Genomic DNA, 21,342 nt, shown 5'->3' with positions numbered 1-21,342 from the left:
GAAATGCCAATCCTAGTGGTGTATGATATGTGTATAAGCAATTCCAATGAATAACAATCGGTAATAAGTGTGCACTGCACATTGTTGGAGGGGAACGTATGTTAGAAGAACTGAAAGAGAAAGTCTATGAAGCCAATATGCTTTTGCCGAAGCATAATCTGATTACCTTTACCTGGGGCAATGTTTCCGGGATTGACCGGGAGAAGGGCTTGTTTGTCATCAAGCCGTCCGGGGTAGAGTATGATGTGATGAAGCCGTCGGATATGGTCGTAGTGGATTTGGGCGGCAACAAGGTGGAAGGCGACCTCAATCCGTCTTCCGATACGGAAACGCATCGGATTTTCTACAAGGAATTCCCCAACATTGGCGGCGTGGTGCATACGCATTCCCGCTGGGCTACAATTTTTGCGCAGGCTGGACAGGGTGTGCGCGCTTATGGCACAACGCAGGGAGATTATTTCTACGGCGAAATTCCCTGCACACGCGATATGACCGAGGAAGAAATCAAGGGCGCTTACGAGTACAACACTGGCGTGGTAGCTGTGGAACGCTTCAAGAAATACGGCATCAATCCGGATTATGTGCCGGCAGTGCTCGTGAAGAATCATGGCCCCTTCACCTGGGGGACGGACTGCTTCAATGCCGTACACAATGCCGTCGTGCTTGAAGAAGTTGCCATGATGGCCTTCCATACCCAGATGCTCACGCAGGACCGCGACCCCATGCCGCAGGTGCTGCTCGACAAGCACTTCCTGCGCAAACACGGCCCCAATGCTTATTACGGGCAGAAGAAAAAATAAGACGATAAGAGTGACCATTGTTAGAGGCACTGATTAACATGAAGCGGTAAAGAAAGGCTCCTCATGGCTTGGTAGTCATGGGGAACTGTTCGTGCTGATTTTGTTCTTGCATTGTAGGATAATTAGGTGCTATAATAAAGGCACGATAAGAATAAAGGGTAACTCGAAAGCCCCTAGGATGGCCGTCCTAGGGGCTTTCTCTACTAATTTGCTGTTAGTGGTTAAGCCAGTAGCTGAAAAGTTCAACCAGGATTCCCACTATCAGCGGAGCTAGTATCAACTCCACGATTCTTTTGAACAAAGGGTAACTCACCTCCTCTCGCAAGGCGGCATATATATTATAACGTGAATGTACCGAATAATAAAGACTTTTTAGTGCAATGTCCAACGTGGACATTAACATGAAGCGCTAAAGAAAGGCTCCTCATGGCTTGGTAGTCATGGGGAGCTTTTGTGTGGATTTAGTTTTTCTGAATGGTGGCGTCCTCGCCGTCGGCTTCGGCTTTTTGAATCATGGTTTTGAGGCGCTCGATGTTCTTCTTGTGGCGCTCGATGGCAAAGCCGATGCGGATGTGTTCTTCTTCGGTGAATTCGGGGTTCTCGTAGGATTTTTTGATGCGTTCGAGGCGTTCTTCGACGTCGCGCAGTTCGTCGCGCATGGGCTTGACATGCTGCAGGGCGAAGCCATAGACGGCGCGAATCTGGTCTTCGACGTATTGGGCGTAGCCGGGTTCGCCAGAGGATTTTTCGAGGCGCTTGGCCATATGGTAGATGATGTCAAAGGGGGATTCCCCGCTGTGAATCATGTTGACAATTTCCATCTTGGCCTGCTGTTCCACCCCGTGGGGCTGGGTAATCAGCGGGTCAAGTTCTTTTTTTTCTGCAGTTTCCTCGGACATGACGGTTTTCCTCCTTATAAGTATGTATTTTCGTGGACATTTTTGTCTTTAGTATAACAGATATTTCTAGTAAATAAAAGTTTACGAGTTTACACAGAAAATACAAAATGCCTCTTGCCATGTCTTTTGTCTTTGTGCTATAATACACCTATCCTAAAACGAAGGTGAACCCTAGAGTTCATGTCCGGGAAAGTGGGACATGGGCTTTTTGTATGTTCACTCGCGTACATTGTGAGTGGACAAAAGGTGTATTTTGTAAGAAAAGAGTGTGAGTAAGTATGAAGCGAATGAGCAAAGGCGAAATCCTGACCGTCGGCCTGATGATGTTTTCTATCTTTTTTGGGGCTGGCAATCTGATTTTTCCGCCTGCCTTGGGGCAGGCTGCCGGCTCAAACAGCATTATTGCCATGATGGGCTTTTTGGTGACGGGCGTGGGACTGCCGCTTTTGGGCATTACGGCTATCGCCATGCAGGGCGGTAAGTATGTGGAGTTTATGAACCGCAAGACCTATCCGTGGCTCGCAACGGCGTTGTTGGTTATCCTGTATCTGACCATCGGCCCGGTGTTCGCCGTACCCCGTACCGGTGCGGTGTCCTTTGAAATCGGTATTCGTCCGTTCCTGGCTGCGGAAAATCTGACGCTGGGACAGTTCATCTATACCTTGTTCTTCTTTGGGGCAACGTATTATCTGGCCATGACGCCGAACAAGCTCATTGACCGTGTGGGCAAAATGCTGACTCCGGCGCTGCTGGCGTTTTTGGTCATTCTCTTTGTGAAATCCTTTGTGACGCCTCTGGGTGAAGTGCTCGACGCAACGGGCGCTTATATTACGGCTCCGTTCTCCCAGGGCTTCCAGGACGGCTATCAGACGATGGACCTTCTGGCCTCCCTGTCCATCGGTACCATTGTGGTAAATGCCATCCGCATGCGCGGTACGACGGATAATAAATCCGTGAGCAAAATCTGCATCATTTCTGGTTTCATCACGGTAGCGTTGATGACGCTCGTGTATGGTTCTCTGGCTTATATCGGTGCAACGAGCGCTGGCGTACTCGGTCATGTAGAAAACGGCGGCCAGCTGCTGGCTGGTGCTGTGGGCATCTTCTTTGGCCCGGCCGGTAATTTATTAGTAGCTTTCATCATTGCGCTGGCTTGCCTGACCACTTCCTGTGGCATGATTTCCGGCATGGCCTGGTATTTTAACAAGCTCAGCAACAACCGTGTTTCCTATGCCCGCCTCGTACAGGCAGGTACGCTGTTCAGCTTTGTGGCTTCCAATATCGGCCTGACGCAGATTATCTCGCTGTCCGTGCCGTTCCTCGTAGCCATCTATCCGCTGGTTATCGTGTTCGTGGTTCTGTCTTTGTTTGATGGATTTATCGGCTGGCGCTACAGCGTTTACCGTCTGGCCATCAATGTGACGCTGGTCTTTGCTGTGCTGGACGGCCTCGCTGCCGCTGGCATCAAGTTCCCGGCATTGACGGAATTTTTGACGGCGTATGTGCCGTTCTATGATATCGGCATGGGCTGGTTCGTACCGGCTGTGGTGGCAGCTGCTGTGGGCTGGGTGTATTCCTCTTTTCGGGATGCGCGGGACAGCGAAGTTTTGACGACGGAACAGTAAAATTACATACAATATAGAAGCGTCTTGTCTAAAAGCGTCATTTCCAACTCGGAAATGACGCTTTTGTTGTTTAATTGTGCAATGTATACATACATACATTACAAAATGTCTATTTTTCTGGTTATAACACTTGTCAGTGTATACCCTCTATGCTATAATGATATACGAGATATGCAGTTATTGTTTTAAATTATAGGTCAAATGACACAATAGGAGGGGTAAGTTATGAAGTTTACAGGCTTGAAAAAAGCCCTGTTGGCAGGGCTGGCGGTTGTGGCTATGGCAGCGGTGCTCACCGGCTGTGGTGGTGACAATGCCGCAGAGAAGAAGTTCTTAAATATCGGTACCGGCGGTACGGCAGGTACGTATTACCCCATTGGCGGTGCCATGGCTGAAGTTCTCAATAAGGACATCCCGGGCATGAACGCCAGTGCACAGAGCACGGGGGCTTCGGTGGCAAATATCAATATGCTGAAAGATGGTTCTGTGGATTTGGCTATCGTTCAGAATGATATTACCTATTATGCGGTGAATGGTACGGAAATGTTCAAGGATAAGAAGGTCGAAGGCCTCAAGGGTATCGCTACCCTGTATCCGGAAACCTGCCAGGCGGTGACGCTGGAGAGCTCTGGCATCAAGTCCATCGCTGACCTCAAGGGCAAGAAGGTGGCCGTAGGTGCTGCCGGTTCCGGCGTAGAAGCCAATGCCCGCCAGATTATGGAAGCCTATGGTGTAACGTATAACGACATTCAGGTTCAGTATCTTTCCTTTGCAGAAGCTGCCAGCGCCCTGAAGGACGGCAACATTGATGCCGCGTTCCTGACGGCTGGTTATCCGACCTCCGCTGTACAGGATATCGCTTCCCAGCACAAGGTTCGCCTGTTGCCGGTTGAAGCATCCAAGGCAGATGCCCTGATTGCGAAATATCCTTTCTATACCAAGACGGTTATTCCGGCTGGTACCTATGCAGGTTTTGATGAAGAAGTTCCGGCTGTCTCCGTAATGGCTATGCTGGTAGCCAACGACAAGGTGGACGACAAGCTGGGCTATGAACTCACCAAGGCGCTGTTCAAGAACCTTGACCGTATCCATGCAGCTCATGCGGCCGCCAAAGCCATCCTGAAGGAGAAGGCTCTCGAAGGTATGCCGCTGCCGGTTAATGCTGGTGCAGAGAAGTTCTTTAAGGAGTAATTCTGAAGTTTTGCGGGGCTGTTGCACGGGGTGTAACAGCCCTTTTTGCGAAAAGGTGATATTTTGCAGAAAGAATTTTTACTATGCGGTTTAGGGCTGTTTTTGGCTCTTTGGCAGATACTCACCCTGCCCTGCATTGTCGTGCGGGCAGGAGGCGAGCGCCTTTATATCGGAGAGGTGGCAGCAGGTTTGCCGCTGTCCATACGTTTCATCCATTCTGTGCAGAAGACGCCGGTGGAGGAATATCTGGCGGTGGATGAAGCGCGGCAGGGATTTTTGCTGACGGCTACCAAGTATCAGTCCTTCGGCGTGGGGCTGCCCTTTGATGCGGCGGAAGGGGAGTTCCATCAGGAGGGTGATTATTTCTGGCTGCGGGGGCAGGAGCGGCGGTATCCAAAGCTTGCTCTGCGCGTGGGCGTCGGTACGGAGCTTACGTTAAGCCTTGCGGGGAAGAAGTTCCCTCTCTATGAAAAGTATCAGCCCGGCACGTTAGTGACGGTAGAGTTAATGCCCTTATGGAAAGGATTGGTTATGAATGAATGAACATGATGCCAAAACCGCAAATGCGGTTCTGAAGGAGTATGACAAAGAGTCAGACACCATGGAATATACCGGTGTGATGAAAAAGATTGTGGCCTTTATCGCTATCTGCTTTTCCATCTTTCAGCTTTATACCGCAACCTTCGGGGTGCTCGATGCCCAACTGCAGCGCGGTGTTCATCTGGGCTTTGGTCTGGCGTTGGTGTTTCTGCTCTATCCCACGCGGAAAAGCTGGTCGCGGCACAAGCTGCATCCCTTTGATTTGGTACTGGCGGTTTTAGGCGCGGCGGCACCTGCCTACATTATCTATGAGTATCAGCATCTGGTACTGCGGGCAGGGCTGGTGTCCGATGTGGATTTGGTGGTCGGCGTCTTAGGTATTCTGCTCGTGATTGAAGCTGCGCGCCGTGTGGTGGGGATTCCCATGGTCTGCGTGGTACTGGCCTTTCTGGCCTATGCCTTTGCCGGCCCCTATATGCCCGGCGTGCTGGCCCATCGCGGCCTGACGGTGAGCCAGCTGGTCGGCCATCTTTACTACACCACCGAGGGTGTTTTCGGTATTCCTCTGGGCGTGTCTTCGACCTTTATCTTCCTCTTTATCCTGTTCGGTGCTTATCTGGAGTCCACGGGGCTGGGCAAGTTCTTCATCGATTTGGCCAATTCCATTGCCGGTTGGGCCAGCGGCGGCCCGGCTAAAGTGGCGGTCCTGTCCTCGGGCCTTATGGGTACCGTGTCCGGCAGTTCCGTGGCCAACGTGGTGGGCACAGGCTCGCTGACCATCCCTATGATGAAAAAATTGGGCTATCACAAGAACTTTGCCGGGGCCGTTGAAGCGGCAGCTTCCACGGGCGGTCAGCTCATGCCTCCTGTTATGGGGGCCGCAGCCTTCCTGATGGCTGAGTTCGTAGGGGTTCCCTACATTGATATTGTAAAGGCCGCCGTGGTACCGGCGCTCCTGTACTTCTCCGGCGTATGGCTGGGCGTACACTTTGAAGCGAAGCGCAGCAAGCTCAAGGGCATTCCCCGCGAACAGCTGCCGCAGTTCTTCACCTTGCTCAAAGAGCGGGGCCATCTGGCTCTGCCGCTGATTATTATCGTGTACCTGCTGGTATCGGGCTATACGCCCATGCGGGCGGCCCTGGTGGCTATTGTTCTCGCAATTCTCTGTTCCTGCCTGCGCAAATCCACCCGCATGAAACCCATTGAGGTCGTGCAGGGCTTAGAAAAAGGTGCTCGCAACGTCTTAGGCGTACTGGTGGCCTGCGCCGCTGCCGGTATCATCATCGGCGTGGTGACGAAAACCGGTGTGGGGCTGAAGCTTGCTTCGGGCCTGCTGACCCTCTCCGGCGGTATGCTGCTGCCCACCATGTTCTTCACCATGATTACGGCGATTATCCTGGGCATGGGCGTGCCCACCACGGCAAACTACGTCATCACCTCGACCATTGCGGCGCCCGCTTTGGTACAGATGGGCGTTCCCGTGCTGGCGGCCCATATGTTCGTGTTCTACTTCGGCATCATCGCTGACGTTACCCCGCCGGTGGCACTGGCTGCCTATGCCGGTTCGGGCATCAGCGGCGGCAACGCCCTTAGAACCGGCGTCAATGCCTCGAAACTGGCCATTGCCGCTTTCATCATTCCCTATATCTTCGTCATGTCTCCGGTGCTCCTGATGATGAGCGGCACGGCAGCAGAACTTGTCCTGTCCACGGTGACGGCCCTCTGCGGCATGGTGGCTATAAGCTCCGCGCTTATCGGCTATCTGGCAGCGGACTGCAAGGTATGGGAACGACTGGTACTCGTCGTGGCAGGCCTCTTGATGATTCAGCCGGGCCTGGCTACCGACGGCGTCGGCATCGTGCTCTTCGGCCTGATTATCGCCGGACAGCTCAAACGCCGTCCCAAGGCTGTTACGGAATAACGGTTCAAAAATAATACGAGAAAAGGCCTTCTCCGCAAGGGAGAGGGCCTTTTTGCGCCATCAGTCCTGAGGCTGCAGTGCTTTCCACAACACTTGCGAGCTCATCGTACTGTCGGCATGCCGTTCAAACGCTTCCTGCATCTTCTGTCCCAGACCTATCGTGTCCAGGAGTACCGCATCCGTGGCTTCTTTCAGGAGGAGAATCTGTTCCTCCAAAGCGGAAAAGCTAATGCCAGGTTCCAAAACGTCCGAACCTCCTGTGAAGTTGTATTTGGTTGTACAACCATAGCCCATTATACTAAACCGCTGTAACCTTTGGCAATGGGGCGGGAAATATTTTGACAAGGGCGGGGGCGAAAGGTATAATATTGCGTTGTGTAATGAAAGCTGTTGAAGAAAGAGAGACTTTTATGATAACTAAGGAACTCATTGCCCGGATTAATGAACTGTCCCGGAAGCAGCGCTCCACGGGACTTACCGAGGAAGAAAAAAAAGAGCAGGCGAACCTGCGGGAAATCTATTTGGAAGGCATCCGCGGCCAGATGCGGCAGATGCTAGACAACATTGAAGTGGTGGATGCACCGGCTCCGGCCATGCCGCAGAACCCGGACCCCAAGATTACCCATATCAACGAAGTCGCCATCAATTTGCGCCCATATCTGCACTGATACCTGCAGATACGTGAAAAGGGAATGCTACCCTAGGTTAGCACTCCCTTTTCAAAGAAGGGGTCCAAACTGCCGCTGCCTTAAATGCCCAAAACCTGCGACTAGCAGGTGGGTGCCCTAAGTCTGGCTTCCGCATGACGCCTCGGCGTACTTCCACCAGAATCAAGTCAGGCTCCCTGTAATAAATGTAGGTTGGACATTCCAAAAGCCCGCGCACACCCCAGGCTTATCCTTCTTTGTTAGTATAGTAGCACAAAAAAAATGCATGTGCAAGACTTGACAAATACAAACTTTTGAAAATATTTACTTAATTTGGCCATTTCCCCAAAAAATTTGTAAAATAAGGCCGAATCATATATAATCAGATGTAGAAAACGTAGGATTAAAGGAGATACTACCATGGAAAATAAATTTAGCGTAGCTATCAGCTTTGGCAAGGACTTGGGCTGGATTGACTACGATGGCGAGAGCAAGAGCGCAACCGTCAATATCAACAACGATGAGGCCAAGAGCCTGACGGAAAAATACCTGGGGGAAAAGCACAGCATTAACGTGCCGCATGAGACGCTCATGGACTTCACGCCGGAAGAAATCGACCCGCTGGCCGATGTGGAAAGCTTCAAACTGGCGCTGACCCGCCTCTGGAATGAAACCAAAGTACACGTTGACTGGAGCCGTCCGGTGGACTATGTGAAAGTACATCCCAGCTATTAATGGTTACGGATGATTAAGCCCCTTTATGGGGCTTTTTTGACTATGTGGGGAGGGATTGAGGATGTTGTTGAAAAAGATTTGGGCTGCTTTGTTGATGGTGCTGTGCTTTTGTCAGCAGGCGGAGGCAGTGCCGCAGGACGCATTTCACAGCAAGTATCATTTGGCGCAGGTTATCGTCCTGTCGCGGCACAATATCCGGGCGCCGCTGGTAAGCAAGGAGAAATTGGGCGAGATTACCGCACACACTTGGCATGATTTTGGTGTAAAGGGCGGCGAGCTTACCGCGCATGGCGCGCAGATTGAGGAAAAAATGGGGGCCTATTGCCGGCTTTATTTCCAGAAGGAAGAACTGTTCCCCGCGGATTATAAACCGGAGGCGCGGGATATCCTGCTCTATGCCAATGCCTTCCAGCGCACCATTGCCACGGCCAGAAGTTTTGAAACGGGGATGTTCCCGGATGTGGATGTGCCCGTTCAGTATAAAGGCGATGTGAATGAAGCAGACCCCGTATTTTTGCCGGGGCAGGCGGGACATAAGCCCGCTTATGATGAAAAGCTGACCGCTGAACTTACGGCCTTGGGCGGCAATGCTGCCCTGACGCAGCGTGTAGCAGCTGGTGTAAAGACGGCAGCTGGCGTTTTTGACAATCCGGAAGTCAGCAAGGGCGAGTTTAAGGTGAGCGTCAAGGATGGCGTTCATTTGGGCGGTTCCATCCGTCCGCTGATGATGACCTGTGATGCCCTGGTCCTGCAGTATTATGAATTGGGCGACAAGCGGGCAAGCTTTGGCCATGAACTGACATTTAACGAGTGGCGGGATATTGCGTCGGTGAAAGACTTGGGCATTCATGCCTATCGTCATATCCCAACCCTTTCCCGCGCATTGGCGCGGCCGATGCTGTCCATCTTTCAGGAGGAACTGAACCTGCAAAAGCGCAAGTTTACCTTCCTGTGTGGCCATGATACCAATATTGCATCGGTGATGGGGGCCCTGGAGGTCAAGGATACCGAACTGCCGGAAACCATCGAGCAGGAAGCGCCCATTGGCTCGAAGCTCGTGGTGGAAGAATGGCAGGACGCGGACGGCGAAAGCTATGTGGCTCTGAAACTGGTCTATCCTTCGACCAGCCAGCTGTGCGGCAAAACACCTATCGATGCCGATAACCCGCCGCAGGCCGTGCCCCTGCATTTGCAGAATATCTACCCCAACCCCGACGGGCTGATTACCATGCAGGATTTCCAGCAGCGGCTCACCGATGCCATTACCAGTGACGCGGAGCTGATGGGAATGCACTATTGAAGATCGTTGAATACAAAGAACCGGACGCATGAGCAGTACGTCCGGTTCTTTGTTGTGTATGAATGCTGTTCTGTCATCTAGGGGGATAATGGTCAAAAGATTTTTGTGGTACATTATTTTCTGCAGAATAGGGAATAATGTGCTGTGAGATAAGGGGGCAGGTACATGTATCTGCGAATTGTGGATGAACAGCTCTTGCCATAAGGTGGCGAAAAGGTGGAGCAGACCATACTCACCGCCTTTTCCGCTGTGGGCTTTCCCATTGTGGTGACCTTTTATCTATTGACCAGCTTCTAGAAGTCCATGGATAAATTCACCGACAAGCTGGGGGAACTCATACAGGAACTAAGGCGGCTGGAAAAATGACAAGTCAATAAGCAAAGCGGTTGACCGGTCAAAATTTGACTTGTCAACCGCTTCTTTTTGTATTACACTATGAGTAGATGAATTGCACAGAGGGCGTAAAGTATGTTTGTTACCAGAGAAAAAGAAGATTATGCCGATATTGTAAATATGCCCCGTCCGGAACCGAAAAACCATCGGCGCATGCCCATGATAAAGCGGGCGGCACAGTTCGCACCCTTTGCCGCCCTGTCAGGGTTCCATGAAATGATAGAACGGACAATACGGGAACATGAGGAAAGCATTGAGTATTAAGTGCTTTTGGTTGTGGCCTAAAAATAGGAGGATGTTAGGAAATGGAAATGGATTTACAAGCGTTGGTTCGTGGCAAGTTGGGGGAGGCCTATGCCATGAGTCCGTGGACGCAAGGGCGGCTGGAGGAGATTATTCACTTGGTTGACGCTTACGCCAAGCAGCAGTATGAACAGGGCTACCGGACTGTGCTGGCAGATGCCCGGATGGCCGCCATGCGGGTGAGCTTTGGACTGGAACAGGCCCTGCCCCATTAAAAAGTTGCATATCGTGACAAGCCGTTATCGAAGGATAACGGCTTTTGTCATTGAAATATCCCCATGGACTTCTTCAAGTGAAATGCTCGTGTAAAAAGGCGGATGCCTTTGCAGTGAAAAAGGAGTGGGCACAATGAAAGATTGGGACATAATTATGAAAAGTCATGGGGAACTGCTGGCCTTGAACATCCATCACCGCCTAATCGGAACGTCTGTTGTATCGGTGGGGAGTTTGTCGGGAGCGGTGGTACATCCCCGGGAAGTGTTCCGTGATGCAATGGGCTATTCAGCGTCCGCGATTATCGTGGCTCATAACCACCCGTCCGGCAGGCCCGCGCCCAGCAAGGAGGATATAAAGGTAACGCAGCATTTAATGCTCTGCGGGGACATTATGGAAATCCCAGTATTAGACCATGTGATACTGGGGGATAACCTCTTTTACAGCTACAAGGAGAATAAGGTCGGGCGGATAAAGTTATGAGGGGAAGCAAAAAATTTTATTTTCTTCTACACACTTTTTGCTTTCGGGGATATAAAGAACAGAAAGCAAGATAACAACACGCTAAGATGTGAGGAGGAAAATAAAATGGAAAAGCTCATGAACAAGATGGATGTTATGGAAATGGACAAGGTATCTGGGGGTTCTATAAAACTTCGTCCTCGTCCTCGCAAACATGATGCAAATTCTATGGCAGCAAATGTAGATGAAACACAAATGAAACTCCCTATCGGGAAACTCCCTATCGGGAAACTCCCTGTCGCTGGTGGTCATAAAATTAATGTGTAATGCAAATTCTATGGCAGCTAATAGCGATATAGGCTAAGACATAGACAGAGGGCATATCATCAGATGTGCTCTCTTTTTTTGTGTGCAAGGAAATTTCCTCGAATCGGAGAAAGGATTGTCCTGCTAATCTGCCGAACCTGCACGAAAAGGAGTTGATTATCATGGGATTTACCGCATTGTGTGTGCTCGGTCTGCTATTCTTCATCGCCTGGGCTACTGATGACTGGCAATAATACGCCGTTTTTCTGCCACAAAAAAGAGCCTTCCCCATATCGGAGAAAGCCCTTACGCAGCCTGTACGAAAAAATTTTTCTATTACCCTACACACTTTTCGCTTTCGGGGATATAAAGAACAGAAAGCAAAAACAACACTCAAGCCTGTGAGGAGGAAAATAAAATGGATAAGCTGATGATGAACAAACTGGACGATATGGAACTGGATAAGGTGACTGGAGGCAAGCGGTACGTTTATCCTGATAATCGTCGTCCGAATCGTTCGATTAAAGAGTATCATGTAGAACGCAAACAAGTCATAAGGTATAGATAAAAACTGGATACAAAGAGAAGCTACTGCACATGTCGAGTTTGTACAGTAGCTTTTTTGCGCCCCCTTGGATGGAGAAAGGCGATTATCTTGGTAAGGGCAGATACTCTTGATATTCCTCTATATACGGGGCTATTTCTTTAACTGCATCCTGACCGAAATCAATCAAATCGTCCAACCAACTACCACCAGCCACCATGTCCATCTCCATCATGTTAAGTTCTTTCTTGTCCATCATTTTTGATATCCCCTTTCTGTTGTACTTAGTTGACTTTGTTTACCTTTGTCTATACTTACGATTGATAAGGTCAAGCATTACAAAATTTTTTTCTATTACCCTACACACTTTTTGCATTCGGGGATATAAAGAACAGAAAGCAAGATAACAACACCCTAAGATGTGGAGGAGGAAAATAAAATGGAAAAGCTCATGAATAAGATTGATGTTATGGAACTGGATATGGTAGCTGGTGGACGATGCAATCCCGGTGGGAGCAAGAAACGTCCCCGTCCTAGCTTCCATGACAGTAATGCAAATTCTATGGCAGCAAATGTAGATGAAACACAAATGAAACTCCCTATCGGTGGTGGTCATAAAATTACTATGGCAGCAAATGTATTTGAAACACAAAACGCCAGCGCTTGTGTTGGTAAATAATAGCGATATAGGCTAAGACATAGCCAGAGGGCATATCATCCGATGTGCTCTCTTTTATTGTGGCTGCAGAAAGCATTCATAATTAAATATAAATCTCGGACTGACATGGTGTGGACATAAAAAGGGAGGCTACATCACAGCCTCCTTGATATGCGTGCTTATTTATGTGTTCTGGCCACTTTAATGATGGCGTCAATAATATCTTTGGTGTAATCGCTGAGGGAAGGATAAATGTCAATAATAGCCCGCAGTTGTTTGTCCACTACGGGGGGTCAGTTGTCCGTTGTTTTTCCTCGGCCGGGAAAAAATAGCCCACATTAACCTGCAGGAAGGTGGCCACCTTGGCCAGTTCCTCCATCTTCATACTGGGACTGTAGCCCCACTCCCAGTTGGAAATTACCTGAGCTGACTTTCCCACCTTTTGTGCAAGCTGGGATTGAGTCATCCCCAGTTCCTTGCGCCGTAACTTTATATAATAGCCTACATTGACATTTTCCATGTAGAACCTCCGTCATTATTATTGGGATTAGTTGACCTGTCAGAAGTGGTAAATGAAAGAAACAGATTACTTTATTCTGCTCTTAAATAAAAAGAATACCTTATGGGCAATTTCTTCGCCTACAGATTCAGGTGGGATGATTGTCCATTCATAACCGCGGTCACTACCGATATATGAGCCATCTGCATTATAAACCCAAATAAAGTTTTGGCGTCTTTTTATGCGATGAGAGTCGCTATAATCATAGGTAATATCATACAAGGCGTAATTACCATCATCGAAGATAATTTTTTCCGAACAGTTAAGATGCAGGCCGTTCCATTGTCCGCTGTTCTTGTCAACGTAGAAACTGGCAGTATCTGTTGACACAAGCCAATACCAATCAGCGGCAAAACAAGTGGATGCCAAAAGGGTAACTAATAACATGGTTATGGCCATAATCTTTCGCATATCAATTCCCCCATTCCCATAACTAGCTATTGGCTATATTACTTATAGTATACATTATGAAGGCTATTATCGCTATATGAAGATATCCCTTATATTTTGAAGCCAAGCAGAAAACTTTGTTATCGTATTTTGTGTCGGATGCGTCGAGGAATGCCAGTGGCATTCCGAGGGGGCAGGCCTGTCCACCCGAGCAGACGGACACAAACCGAATACGCATGAATGACGAGCAGGCTGCAACTAGCCCTGTTGTTTATATCGAGGCACTGAGGGCAGGGGGTACGGCGGCGCGAGTTATCCCACTCCTTGCTCGCAGGCCGCCGTAGTCGTCCCGAAGGGCTGCCGAGCCCCCTGTCCCCCTATCCCGTGGCACATTATTCCCCTGTTCGCCTGAGGAGCCACAGCACCGCAGGGCGGGCAATCGGGGAAAGAGGGTAGGCTCCGTTCATCGGAGCCGTAGGGGGAAAGGGGGCGGAGAATGGACGCGGATGCGTCCATGTGCAGAGACGGCTCCCTGCCCTCTGTGCCACCTGCCTTGTTGCCATGAATTACCGACAAGGGCACGGCCTGCGGATGCCGGATTGTAACGCGCGGGAGGCGCGCAGCACGTCCTGCAAGCAGTTGATGGATGGAAATAAACTTGAGGTGTCAGATTGGAACCTCAAGTTTGAAGACAAAAGTAACAGTGGGCGGCTGGCTGGTCAATGTCAGCTGTCTGTGTACGATGGCGGTATTGGATTCTTAATTAATGTCGGATTTTACGACATTTTACATTGACAAGGCTGACATGCTCAAGTAAACTGGTTATAAAGGTGGTGTGAAATCATGCACGAGAGATTAAAGGCGGCTAGAAAGGCGCTGCATTTGACGCAGGAGTTTGTGGCCAACCAGATGGGGATGGCACGGACGACAATTGTGGCCATTGAGGCGGGGAAGCGAGAAGTCAGCGCCAGCGAGTTAGCTGCTTTTGCAGAACTGTATGGTACCTCTATGGATGAGCTTGTGCATGGAAGGGCACCGGCAGAGGGAAAGACGGCCCGGTTCGCTCGGGAGTTTGCGGAACTGCCGGCTATGGATCAGGCAGAAATCATCAATCTGATGCAGTTCAAGAAACGCTATCGGGAGAGTATGGGGGGGCTGATTTATTGATAATATGCTCTTGCGGGCCTGTATCCATCATAATAAGGAGATTGAATATTGCATATGAAAACAGATAGTGTTGTATCAAGCACTGAGCAATTACAGCTTATAAATACCATAAAGGCTCAAATCCGTCAGGCCCAGTACCAGACCATTCTGCAGGTCAACAGTCAGCTTATCTTGCTTTATTGGCAGATTGGTACGCTGCTGAATGAAAATGCTGCCTATGGAAACTCTTTTGTAGAAAGGCTGGCCGCTGAAATAAGAAGCGATTTTCCACGGATGAAGGGCTTTTCTGTGCGTAACCTTTGGTATATGAAGAAATTTGCTGCGATGACGGACAAAGAGATTCTGCAGACAGTGTCTGCAGAATTACCATGGTCGCATAATATTGTTCTGATGGAAAAGGTCAAGGATATGGAACCGCGTTTGTGGTATGCCCGTAAGGCCATTGAAAATGGTTGGTCCAAAAATGTTTTGACGCATCAGATTGAGGGCCGGCTTTATGAGCGGCAGGAGACGGCGCCGAAGATAAGCAATTTCTCCCAGCTTTTGTCAAAGCCCCAGAGTGAACTGGCTCGGGATACCATGAAAGATCCGTATATTTTCGATTTTATCGAAATGCGGGAGGATATGCTGGAGCGGGATATAGAGGATGCATTGGTCAAGGATGTGACCAAGACCATGCTGGAACTGGGTAAGGGGTTTGCATTTGTGGGGCAGCAGTACCATCTGAATGTGGGTGGCGATGATTTCTTTATTGACCTTTTGTTCTATAACCTGAATCTGCGGTGCTATTTTGTCATTGAGCTGAAAACTGGTGACTTCAAGCCGGAGTATGCCGGTCAATTGAATTTCTACCTGTCAGCGGTGGACAGCCAGCTTCGTCACGAGTGGGACAATCCTTCCATCGGACTGATTCTCTGCAAAAACAAAAACAACGTGGTGGCGGAATACTCCCTGCGAGATATGAGTAAGCCTATGGGCGTCAGTGAGTACCGCCTGACACGGGAACTGCCGGAAGACTTAAAAACACAGCTTCCTACGGGGGCGGATTTTAACAAATAAATGAGGCGCTGTGGATAAAATGCTTTCGCATTTCATCACAGCGCCTTTTATTGATAAAATTAACGAGGCCAGTACATAATGACAAAGACACCAATCATGGCAATAAGACCACCAATGATGTCAAAGCGGTCTGGGGTTATATGGTCTATGCCCCAGCCCCATAGGAGAGACATGACAATGAAAATTCCTCCATATGCAGCGTATATGCGGCCAAAATTTCCTTCAGGTTGAAATGTGGGTATCACGCCGTAAAGGATAAGTATGATAGCGCCCATAAGAGCAAAATAGATGCTTTTTCCTTCTCGGAGCCACAACCATATTAGATAGCCGCCACCGATTTCAAAAAGGCCGGCAATTAAGAAATAAGCTAGGGATTTCAGTATAATCTCAAACTTCCCACATGCAAAAACCTGACGGCTTCTTGAAAACTGTATACTAAGTTTATTATTAAACTTACCAGCATAAGTATTTGCTCTTATACAATACCAATCAGATACTGTATCAGCAGGGACATGCAGGCCACCGCTGCCCAGCAGCAAAGCCCCAGGAAAATGGGCTTTAAGCCATGCTTTACCAGTTCCCCGAGCCGGGTGTTCAGGCCAATGGCCGTCATGGCCATGACAATGGCGAATCTGCCCCAGGTGCCCAGTGCTTGCGAGAGTGCTTCCGGCAGAATGCCGGTGGTGTTGACAATGGAAGCCACTACAAACCACAGGATAAACCAGGGAAAAATCTTTTTGAAGTTAAAGCCAGCACCACTGCTTGATTTTTCCCGTGCCATCAGCAGGGCAAAAATCAGGCAGACCGGAACAATCATCAGAGCTCGGGTGAGTTTTACAATGGTGGCAAGGCCACCAGCTGCTTCGCTATAAGAATACCCCGCAGCTACCACGGAGGAAGTATCGTTTACCGCTGTCCCGGCCCACATGCCAAAGCCCAGGTCAGACATATTCATCAGATGGCCCAAAAAGGGGAAAATAAATACAGCCAGAACGTTGAAGAGAAAAATGGTGGAGATGGAAAAGGCGATGTCCTTGTCCTTGGCACCAATAACGGGAGCAACCGCTGCAATAGCTGAGCCGCCGCAGATGGCCGTACCTGCGCCAATAAGGGTGGTGGTATTGCGGTCAAGATGCAGCATTTTGCCTACCACCAAGGCTACCATAAATGCTGTTAGCAGGGTAAATATCATGACGGAAAAGGACTGGCTGCCAATGTCTAGCACATGAAAGAGGTTCATCTCAAAACCCAACAGGATAATGGCGTATTGAAGTATCTTTTTGCCTGTAAAGGCGATGCCAGGCTCTAAGGCCGTGGGGCGCTTTATTCCAGCCAGCAGCATGCCCAGCAGGATGCCAAATACCGGCCCGCCGATAATAGGAAACTGCTTGCCCAAAAGCCAGGCTGGTATGGCAATGACCAACGCCAGCAAAATACCGCGTATGTGTTCTTTTTTCATTTGTTAAGATGCCTCCTTGAATATCATTATGGAAACATCCTAACATTTGCTGGGGAAATTGTAAAATACTATGATTTGATGATTATCATAGGTTATAACCTATGATAATCATCAAAATTGCCGCAAAGGTCAATGAAATTCTCCAGGGCTGGCGTCTGATATTTATTGACATGGCAGACAATCCGAAAAGTCCGTGTAAAGGAAATGCCTGGAATGTCAAACTTGCTCAGTTTGCCTGCAGCAAGTTCATGGTTGGCAACCCGTTCTGACAGCACAGCTATACCAAAACCTGCCATGACCGCCTGCTTTATGCTTTCGGAATTATTGTAGGTGCCGATTATCTTAGGTTTTATACCCTGTTCCGTCATAATACGCGTAAAGAGTTCCCGAGTGCCGCTGCCTACTTCACGGGTAATGAAAGGCATTTGGGACAGGTCGGAAATAGTACGAGGGATAGGATTATGGGGAGCAGCCAGGAATACCAGTTCATCGGCCATAAAGGGATGTTCCTTCAGATAGGGAGAATGTATGTTTCCCTCTACCAGGGCCAAATCCAATTCATCATTCAGCAGGGCTTTTTCCAAAGTAGCAGTATTGTGAATGTACGAGTATACCCGCTGCCTACAGATTTTGCGGAATCTGTCCAGCAATGGGATAAATATGCTTTCTCCCACAGACAGTGTGGCACCAATTCGCAAGGGCGAGCCGTCAGCAAAATCCTGCATAGCAGATTCTGACTGGTTAACAAGGCCGGCGATGTGACGGGCATACTGCAAGAGTTCTTCCCCAGCTACGGTCAAAAAAAGCTTCTTGCCCAGCCGTTCAAAGAGCTTCGTTCCATAATGCTCTTCCATCTCTCGAATGGCCTGACTCACCGAGGGCTGGGAAATATGCAGTTTTTCGGCGGCTCGGGTCATGCCGCCTTCATCGTGGACATAGAGAAAAATTTGGAAATGACGCAGTGTCATAAAGATGCTCCTTGTTTCGTGTTTACTTCAATACAGATGAGCTAATAAAGAACCCGATAAAAACATATAATAATTGCATAGGCCTCCCCAAAACAGTTGTAATGAAACATAGTATAATGCGGTTCCTTGGTATCGTCACTGGCGAATACTCTCATCCTCTGACAGTGTATTGTGAAGTTGTCATTGTCTATAGACAGGATAAACAGCAGATTGCTTTTTTGTCAAGAGAGGCTTTATATCTTACGCGATGCCCCAGTATTATCAAGGGAGCGGCTCCATTTTCGTGGTGGGAAAGATGAGTATAATCATAAGTTCCTCCTGATAGATGTTCTCAATATAGTTTATCGAAAAGGAGGTGGCAAAGCAAGATGTTTGTCAGATTGAGTAAATTTCGGCAGAAAGCGAAAAATCTGTGTCCAATCGCTGAATAAGGCATCAGTGTGACATTCAAGGATTAGACAGCATTTCATATAAAGTAAGAGTTGGTGCGTGGATAAAATGATTTCGCATTTCATCACAGCACCTTTTCTCTATTCAGGCAAAATAAAAGAGTCTCGCAGGTTACCAAGCTGCAGACTCTTTTATCGGTGAACCCAGTGGGCTACCATCATTACTTCATTTGTAGCTTTATTATACCACCTCACCTACGCACTGGCAAGAAAATTTGCGTAATCCGTCACGCCCCGGGCAAGGGCTCTTGCTATGTCGTCGCCGTGGCGGGTGAGGAGGTTTACGTCCTCGCTGTCGATAAAGCCGGTTTCCACCAGCACGGCAGGCATGGCGGTTTGGCGCAGGACGCAGAAGGAGGGATGGGCTTTTACGCCGCGGTCTTTGTAGCCTGCGTCAAAGGGGGACGACCAGAGCGGAAAAATCTGTTTGTTCGTCCCCAACTATCTGACGGAAAAAAGTCCCGAAACGGCTCGTAACGGTTGGAAAAATACCTTTGTGTTACCCGCTGAACGCAAAAAACGGACAGCAAAAAAGACCCGCACAAAATCGCGCGAGCCCTTTAATCTCAATGGCAGAGAGGGTGGGATTCGAACCCACGGTGGCTATTAACCACACTTGATTTCGAGTCAGAGCCCCGATGGGGGACGCCACTCGGACAATTAAAAACCTAAATAACCCCTATCTAAATAAATAAAATATCTTTTTTTCCAGCCCATCATAGCTCGTATATCCAATTCAGTCAAGTAGTCTTTTCTCCTATCGGAAACATGTTCTTGAAATAGTCTACTAAATTTGTTAAAATATTCACTGCATAGAAAGACCTCCGGGCCCTCGCTCGTGCGTAAGCATGACGGGGGCTTTTGGTCTATAATGACTGTCCTGGTTGTCTTATCGGACAAGTTATTGAAGTTTCAAATTTACCTATACGATGCTTGAACCACTCAAAGGGGACGAAGCCGATTATATACAGCGCCTTAGGTTTAGAAAAAATTGCCCCCCATACATAAATAGGGGTTTTTTTGATGTGTTATGATTGAGAACTGTTCCTAACTGTGGTTAACCGTAATTACCATCAGTTAGATTTATTATCAATTATCTGTTTCATCACTTCTGTTTATGATACATATATTGATGCAATCATCTTTGTTTTACATATCGGAAGAAACGGCCAGCCCCGGAAGAATCTCCTATTTTTTGTGCGTTTTTCGTACCTTGTTTTGATGCCCCTATATAACTATACCCCTTGCTCTTTTCGTGTTGCTATTTTCCCTTAAATAATGTAACACCGTTAACGCTATACAGCCCTTTTCCGTAACACCTTATACAAAGCCCCCTTGCACCCTTGTTGGTATCGGCGTTCCCGCTTCGTTTTCTGTGCTTGTTTTTTGTTACCTCTCGCAATGTAACAGCTTTCCGTAACACATTTGATAATAGCTATCAGCTACTACAGATGTTATGAACCGTAAATGATTGTTGTTATCAATTATGTTACAACGTACCATAATCATGTAAGTGCATTATTTTCCGCATATTGTTGTAGATTCCTATTTGCAGTTGTCAGTTCTGTATGTTGCATTTTGTCAATCCCCTCATCGTCAACGCCCCCCCTTGCTGTCGTCATGCATCCACGTTCCTATAATCGCCTTGTGTTCCCTCATGTTCATGTATACTTTTTCATGTCAGTTACTTTTATCATTTCTCTACCGCTACACTATTCTTTAATTATCACATCGGAAGCAGCGCTCCTGTTTTACTACTTCCCTAGTGCCCCCTTTGTAATCCTCACGCCCCCTACTTGATAAGCCGTCCTGCCCTCTTACGCAAGTATACTGCCTCCAAATAATGCCTCTGTGTAAATAAAGTATTGGATTGTCAAGTCTACCGCCTTTCCAACGTTCACGACTTCACGGTGTTTCGTGTTCACGGTTTTCTTTTTTTTAGTATACTGTTTCTGTTGCTACGTTACCACTTCGCTATCACTTACCACATCGGAAGAACTTATTCCCTTTTACCGCCACCACTAGGTTATCTACGTTATACCTTCATAAGTTGCCACGCCCCTAACCCCGAAAGCTTTTCCGATTCGTAAGAGCCCCCGGCAGGGAACTGGTGCATAAGCACAAAAAGAAGTAAGTTGCTTGCAACTTATCCGTAGCGTGATACACGCGTAGGAAAATGAGTATCTATCAACGATGACCGCACTAGAAAGAAAAAAGAGAACTTACCCCTATAAGTCCCCTTATATTATATATACGATTGAATTCTTAGATGGCCGTCAGCCCTTGTCCCGCAAGGCTTCCCGCAATTTGCCTATTTTTATTTTGTCATATATTCCCATACGTATAATAAAAAAATTACATATTTCACAGACAAAACGCACTTTTTTCAAACACGCCATTTTAGAAAAGTATAGCCCAAAACAAACGTACACTGATATAAGACATTAAAAAGGTAGGTCTTCCATTGGTATTTCTTCCAGCGGTGTTGTTGGTGCTTCTTCGTCAAATGGGAGCATATCCTTTAAGTCCTCGGCTTCTTCTTCCCCAAACTTGAAGTATTCAAACAACTTTAGCGTACTTTTTGCCATTACGCCCCCTTTGTGTGCTATGTATGGATTCAAATACAAGATGCCTTTAGACTTCGCTATGATTCCCTTTTTCTTTAATCCAGCAATAAGCCCCCGTCCGTTACTATCGTACTTCATTGTAAGCCGTTCCAATAGGTTTTTAACTTCCATTGGTTCGCCGTCCTTA

Annotated in this window: 27 protein-coding genes, 1 tRNA gene and 1 other RNA gene; 16 read left to right on the top strand and 13 right to left on the bottom strand. The window is 48.3% G+C overall.

Annotation, left to right across the window (positions count from 1 at the left end):
• Positions 1-98: 98 nt before the first annotated feature.
• The gene (locus P157_RS0101180; RefSeq protein ID WP_026759393.1) at positions 99-800 is read left to right on the top strand and encodes an L-ribulose-5-phosphate 4-epimerase; all 702 of its coding nucleotides are present in this window, start codon (positions 99-101) and stop codon (positions 798-800) included.
• Between the two features lie 214 nt (positions 801-1,014).
• On the opposite strand, the gene P157_RS15380 is transcribed toward P157_RS0101180, so the two are convergent.
• A complete protein-coding gene (locus tag P157_RS15380) occupies positions 1,015-1,197 on the bottom strand; it encodes a type I toxin-antitoxin system Fst family toxin (protein WP_155266680.1) in 183 nt (60 codons plus the stop codon).
• Between the two features lie 64 nt (positions 1,198-1,261).
• Positions 1,262-1,699: a hypothetical protein gene (locus P157_RS0101170; protein WP_026759392.1), complete on the bottom strand. Its 438-nt coding sequence runs from the start codon at positions 1,697-1,699 to the stop codon at positions 1,262-1,264.
• 278 nt (positions 1,700-1,977) lie between these two features.
• Here P157_RS0101170 and brnQ point away from each other — a divergent pair, with 278 nt between their 5' ends.
• The 4 genes from brnQ (at position 1,978) to P157_RS0101150 (ending at position 6,976) form a co-directional block, all read left to right on the top strand.
• Complete coding sequence (gene brnQ / locus P157_RS0101165) at positions 1,978-3,324, top strand: branched-chain amino acid transport system II carrier protein (protein ID WP_026759391.1); 1,347 nt, start codon at positions 1,978-1,980, stop codon at positions 3,322-3,324.
• Positions 3,325-3,549: 225 nt separating this feature from the next.
• Complete coding sequence (locus P157_RS0101160; RefSeq protein ID WP_026759390.1) at positions 3,550-4,515, top strand: TAXI family TRAP transporter solute-binding subunit; 966 nt, start codon at positions 3,550-3,552, stop codon at positions 4,513-4,515.
• A gap of 63 nt (positions 4,516-4,578) precedes the next feature.
• Positions 4,579-5,058, top strand: coding sequence for a DUF1850 domain-containing protein (locus P157_RS0101155; protein ID WP_026759389.1), 480 nt, complete (start codon positions 4,579-4,581; stop codon positions 5,056-5,058).
• Positions 5,051-6,976, top strand: coding sequence for a TRAP transporter permease (locus P157_RS0101150; protein ID WP_026759388.1), 1,926 nt, complete (start codon positions 5,051-5,053; stop codon positions 6,974-6,976). Before P157_RS0101155 ends, P157_RS0101150 begins: the two co-directional genes overlap by 8 nt.
• Positions 6,977-7,036: 60 nt before the next feature.
• On the opposite strand, the gene P157_RS0101145 is transcribed toward P157_RS0101150, so the two are convergent.
• On the bottom strand, positions 7,037-7,219 hold the full coding sequence (locus P157_RS0101145; RefSeq protein WP_026759387.1) for a hypothetical protein: 183 nt from the start codon (positions 7,217-7,219) through the stop codon (positions 7,037-7,039).
• Between the two features lie 167 nt (positions 7,220-7,386).
• Between P157_RS0101145 and P157_RS0101140 the strand changes: the two genes are divergently transcribed.
• Positions 7,387-7,644, top strand: a complete 258-nt coding sequence (locus P157_RS0101140; protein WP_026759386.1) for a DUF896 domain-containing protein — start codon at positions 7,387-7,389, stop codon at positions 7,642-7,644.
• 57 nt (positions 7,645-7,701) lie between these two features.
• Here the strand turns inward: P157_RS0101140 and ssrS are convergent.
• Positions 7,702-7,874: non-coding RNA, 6S RNA (gene ssrS, locus P157_RS15055), on the bottom strand.
• Positions 7,875-8,043: 169 nt separating this feature from the next.
• On the opposite strand from ssrS, the gene P157_RS0101135 reads away from it, so the two are divergent.
• The 7 genes from P157_RS0101135 (at position 8,044) to P157_RS15370 (ending at position 11,903) form a co-directional block, all read left to right on the top strand.
• A complete protein-coding gene (locus P157_RS0101135; RefSeq protein ID WP_026759385.1) occupies positions 8,044-8,358 on the top strand; it encodes a hypothetical protein in 315 nt (104 codons plus the stop codon).
• A 61-nt stretch (positions 8,359-8,419) separates the two neighbouring features.
• Positions 8,420-9,658: a histidine-type phosphatase gene (locus tag P157_RS0101130; protein ID WP_026759384.1), complete on the top strand. Its 1,239-nt coding sequence runs from the start codon at positions 8,420-8,422 to the stop codon at positions 9,656-9,658.
• Between the two features lie 468 nt (positions 9,659-10,126).
• Positions 10,127-10,315, top strand: a complete 189-nt coding sequence (locus P157_RS0101120; RefSeq protein ID WP_026759383.1) for a hypothetical protein — start codon at positions 10,127-10,129, stop codon at positions 10,313-10,315.
• Between the two features lie 41 nt (positions 10,316-10,356).
• Complete coding sequence (locus tag P157_RS0101115; RefSeq protein ID WP_026759382.1) at positions 10,357-10,569, top strand: hypothetical protein; 213 nt, start codon at positions 10,357-10,359, stop codon at positions 10,567-10,569.
• Positions 10,570-10,702: 133 nt separating this feature from the next.
• On the top strand, positions 10,703-11,050 hold the full coding sequence (locus tag P157_RS13575; RefSeq protein ID WP_051598437.1) for a JAB domain-containing protein: 348 nt from the start codon (positions 10,703-10,705) through the stop codon (positions 11,048-11,050).
• Between the two features lie 105 nt (positions 11,051-11,155).
• On the top strand, positions 11,156-11,356 hold the full coding sequence (locus P157_RS0101105) for a hypothetical protein (protein WP_026759381.1): 201 nt from the start codon (positions 11,156-11,158) through the stop codon (positions 11,354-11,356).
• Positions 11,357-11,753: 397 nt separating this feature from the next.
• A complete protein-coding gene (locus P157_RS15370) occupies positions 11,754-11,903 on the top strand; it encodes a hypothetical protein (RefSeq protein WP_155266678.1) in 150 nt (49 codons plus the stop codon).
• Positions 11,904-11,985: 82 nt separating this feature from the next.
• On the opposite strand, the gene P157_RS15365 is transcribed toward P157_RS15370, so the two are convergent.
• A complete protein-coding gene (locus P157_RS15365) occupies positions 11,986-12,138 on the bottom strand; it encodes a hypothetical protein (protein ID WP_155266677.1) in 153 nt (50 codons plus the stop codon).
• A gap of 180 nt (positions 12,139-12,318) precedes the next feature.
• Here P157_RS15365 and P157_RS0101090 point away from each other — a divergent pair, with 180 nt between their 5' ends.
• The gene (locus P157_RS0101090) at positions 12,319-12,558 is read left to right on the top strand and encodes a hypothetical protein (RefSeq protein WP_026759380.1); all 240 of its coding nucleotides are present in this window, start codon (positions 12,319-12,321) and stop codon (positions 12,556-12,558) included.
• Between the two features lie 262 nt (positions 12,559-12,820).
• On the opposite strand, the gene P157_RS14750 is transcribed toward P157_RS0101090, so the two are convergent.
• Together P157_RS14750 and P157_RS0101075 are read right to left on the bottom strand one after the other, a co-directional pair.
• Positions 12,821-13,057 carry a helix-turn-helix transcriptional regulator gene (locus tag P157_RS14750; protein ID WP_051598435.1) on the bottom strand — a complete coding sequence of 79 codons (237 nt, stop codon included), beginning with the start codon at positions 13,055-13,057 and terminating at the stop codon, positions 12,821-12,823.
• 66 nt (positions 13,058-13,123) lie between these two features.
• Positions 13,124-13,507, bottom strand: a complete 384-nt coding sequence (locus P157_RS0101075; protein ID WP_026759379.1) for a hypothetical protein — start codon at positions 13,505-13,507, stop codon at positions 13,124-13,126.
• A gap of 822 nt (positions 13,508-14,329) precedes the next feature.
• On the opposite strand from P157_RS0101075, the gene P157_RS0101065 reads away from it, so the two are divergent.
• Positions 14,330-14,653, top strand: a complete 324-nt coding sequence (locus P157_RS0101065) for a helix-turn-helix domain-containing protein (protein ID WP_037368051.1) — start codon at positions 14,330-14,332, stop codon at positions 14,651-14,653.
• 54 nt (positions 14,654-14,707) lie between these two features.
• Positions 14,708-15,712 (top strand): PDDEXK nuclease domain-containing protein, encoded by a 1,005-nt coding sequence (locus tag P157_RS0101060; RefSeq protein WP_037368444.1) that lies wholly within the window; start codon positions 14,708-14,710, stop codon positions 15,710-15,712.
• Between the two features lie 59 nt (positions 15,713-15,771).
• On the opposite strand, the gene P157_RS0101055 is transcribed toward P157_RS0101060, so the two are convergent.
• The 6 genes from P157_RS0101055 to P157_RS0101030 form a co-directional block, all read right to left on the bottom strand.
• Positions 15,772-16,251, bottom strand: a complete 480-nt coding sequence (locus P157_RS0101055) for a YnfA family protein (protein ID WP_329811581.1) — start codon at positions 16,249-16,251, stop codon at positions 15,772-15,774.
• Positions 16,188-17,171 (bottom strand): YeiH family protein, encoded by a 984-nt coding sequence (locus P157_RS0101050; protein ID WP_026759375.1) that lies wholly within the window; start codon positions 17,169-17,171, stop codon positions 16,188-16,190. The genes P157_RS0101055 and P157_RS0101050 overlap by 64 nt, the downstream gene beginning before the upstream one ends.
• Positions 17,172-17,263: 92 nt before the next feature.
• Positions 17,264-18,139 carry a LysR family transcriptional regulator gene (locus P157_RS0101045; RefSeq protein ID WP_026759374.1) on the bottom strand — a complete coding sequence of 292 codons (876 nt, stop codon included), beginning with the start codon at positions 18,137-18,139 and terminating at the stop codon, positions 17,264-17,266.
• Positions 18,140-18,783: 644 nt separating this feature from the next.
• Positions 18,784-19,029, bottom strand: coding sequence for an N-acetylmuramoyl-L-alanine amidase family protein (locus tag P157_RS0101040; protein ID WP_026759373.1), 246 nt, complete (start codon positions 19,027-19,029; stop codon positions 18,784-18,786).
• Between the two features lie 129 nt (positions 19,030-19,158).
• Positions 19,159-19,271: transfer RNA gene (locus tag P157_RS15360), tRNA-OTHER, on the bottom strand.
• Positions 19,272-21,032: 1,761 nt separating this feature from the next.
• Positions 21,033-21,326, bottom strand: a complete 294-nt coding sequence (locus P157_RS0101030; protein ID WP_196243090.1) for a hypothetical protein — start codon at positions 21,324-21,326, stop codon at positions 21,033-21,035.
• Positions 21,327-21,342 lie beyond the last annotated feature (16 nt).

This window comes from Selenomonas ruminantium AC2024, from assembly GCF_000687995.1.
GTDB lineage: Bacteria > Bacillota > Negativicutes > Selenomonadales > Selenomonadaceae > Selenomonas_A > Selenomonas_A ruminantium_B.
The sequence above is the reverse complement of the archived record's forward strand: the minus strand, read 5'-3'. Positions and strand labels throughout refer to the sequence as shown.

Coding starts and splice junctions, on each gene's coding strand:
- P157_RS0101180 (WP_026759393.1), top strand. CDS start 99: ATGTTAGAAGAACTGAAAGAGAAAGTCTATGAAGCCAATATGCTTTTG.
- P157_RS15380 (WP_155266680.1), bottom strand. CDS start 1,197: ATGTCCACGTTGGACATTGCACTAAAAAGTCTTTATTATTCGGTACAT.
- P157_RS0101170 (WP_026759392.1), bottom strand. CDS start 1,699: ATGTCCGAGGAAACTGCAGAAAAAAAAGAACTTGACCCGCTGATTACC.
- brnQ (WP_026759391.1), top strand. CDS start 1,978: ATGAAGCGAATGAGCAAAGGCGAAATCCTGACCGTCGGCCTGATGATG.
- P157_RS0101160 (WP_026759390.1), top strand. CDS start 3,550: ATGAAGTTTACAGGCTTGAAAAAAGCCCTGTTGGCAGGGCTGGCGGTT.
- P157_RS0101150 (WP_026759388.1), top strand. CDS start 5,051: ATGAATGAACATGATGCCAAAACCGCAAATGCGGTTCTGAAGGAGTAT.
- P157_RS0101140 (WP_026759386.1), top strand. CDS start 7,387: ATGATAACTAAGGAACTCATTGCCCGGATTAATGAACTGTCCCGGAAG.
- P157_RS0101135 (WP_026759385.1), top strand. CDS start 8,044: ATGGAAAATAAATTTAGCGTAGCTATCAGCTTTGGCAAGGACTTGGGC.
- P157_RS0101130 (WP_026759384.1), top strand. CDS start 8,420: ATGTTGTTGAAAAAGATTTGGGCTGCTTTGTTGATGGTGCTGTGCTTT.
- P157_RS0101120 (WP_026759383.1), top strand. CDS start 10,127: ATGTTTGTTACCAGAGAAAAAGAAGATTATGCCGATATTGTAAATATG.
- P157_RS0101115 (WP_026759382.1), top strand. CDS start 10,357: ATGGAAATGGATTTACAAGCGTTGGTTCGTGGCAAGTTGGGGGAGGCC.
- P157_RS13575 (WP_051598437.1), top strand. CDS start 10,703: ATGAAAGATTGGGACATAATTATGAAAAGTCATGGGGAACTGCTGGCC.
- P157_RS0101105 (WP_026759381.1), top strand. CDS start 11,156: ATGGAAAAGCTCATGAACAAGATGGATGTTATGGAAATGGACAAGGTA.
- P157_RS15370 (WP_155266678.1), top strand. CDS start 11,754: ATGGATAAGCTGATGATGAACAAACTGGACGATATGGAACTGGATAAG.
- P157_RS15365 (WP_155266677.1), bottom strand. CDS start 12,138: ATGATGGACAAGAAAGAACTTAACATGATGGAGATGGACATGGTGGCT.
- P157_RS0101090 (WP_026759380.1), top strand. CDS start 12,319: ATGGAAAAGCTCATGAATAAGATTGATGTTATGGAACTGGATATGGTA.
- P157_RS14750 (WP_051598435.1), bottom strand. CDS start 13,057: ATGGAAAATGTCAATGTAGGCTATTATATAAAGTTACGGCGCAAGGAA.
- P157_RS0101075 (WP_026759379.1), bottom strand. CDS start 13,507: ATGCGAAAGATTATGGCCATAACCATGTTATTAGTTACCCTTTTGGCA.
- P157_RS0101065 (WP_037368051.1), top strand. CDS start 14,330: ATGCACGAGAGATTAAAGGCGGCTAGAAAGGCGCTGCATTTGACGCAG.
- P157_RS0101060 (WP_037368444.1), top strand. CDS start 14,708: ATGAAAACAGATAGTGTTGTATCAAGCACTGAGCAATTACAGCTTATA.
- P157_RS0101050 (WP_026759375.1), bottom strand. CDS start 17,171: ATGAAAAAAGAACACATACGCGGTATTTTGCTGGCGTTGGTCATTGCC.
- P157_RS0101045 (WP_026759374.1), bottom strand. CDS start 18,139: ATGACACTGCGTCATTTCCAAATTTTTCTCTATGTCCACGATGAAGGC.
- P157_RS0101030 (WP_196243090.1), bottom strand. CDS start 21,326: ATGGAAGTTAAAAACCTATTGGAACGGCTTACAATGAAGTACGATAGT.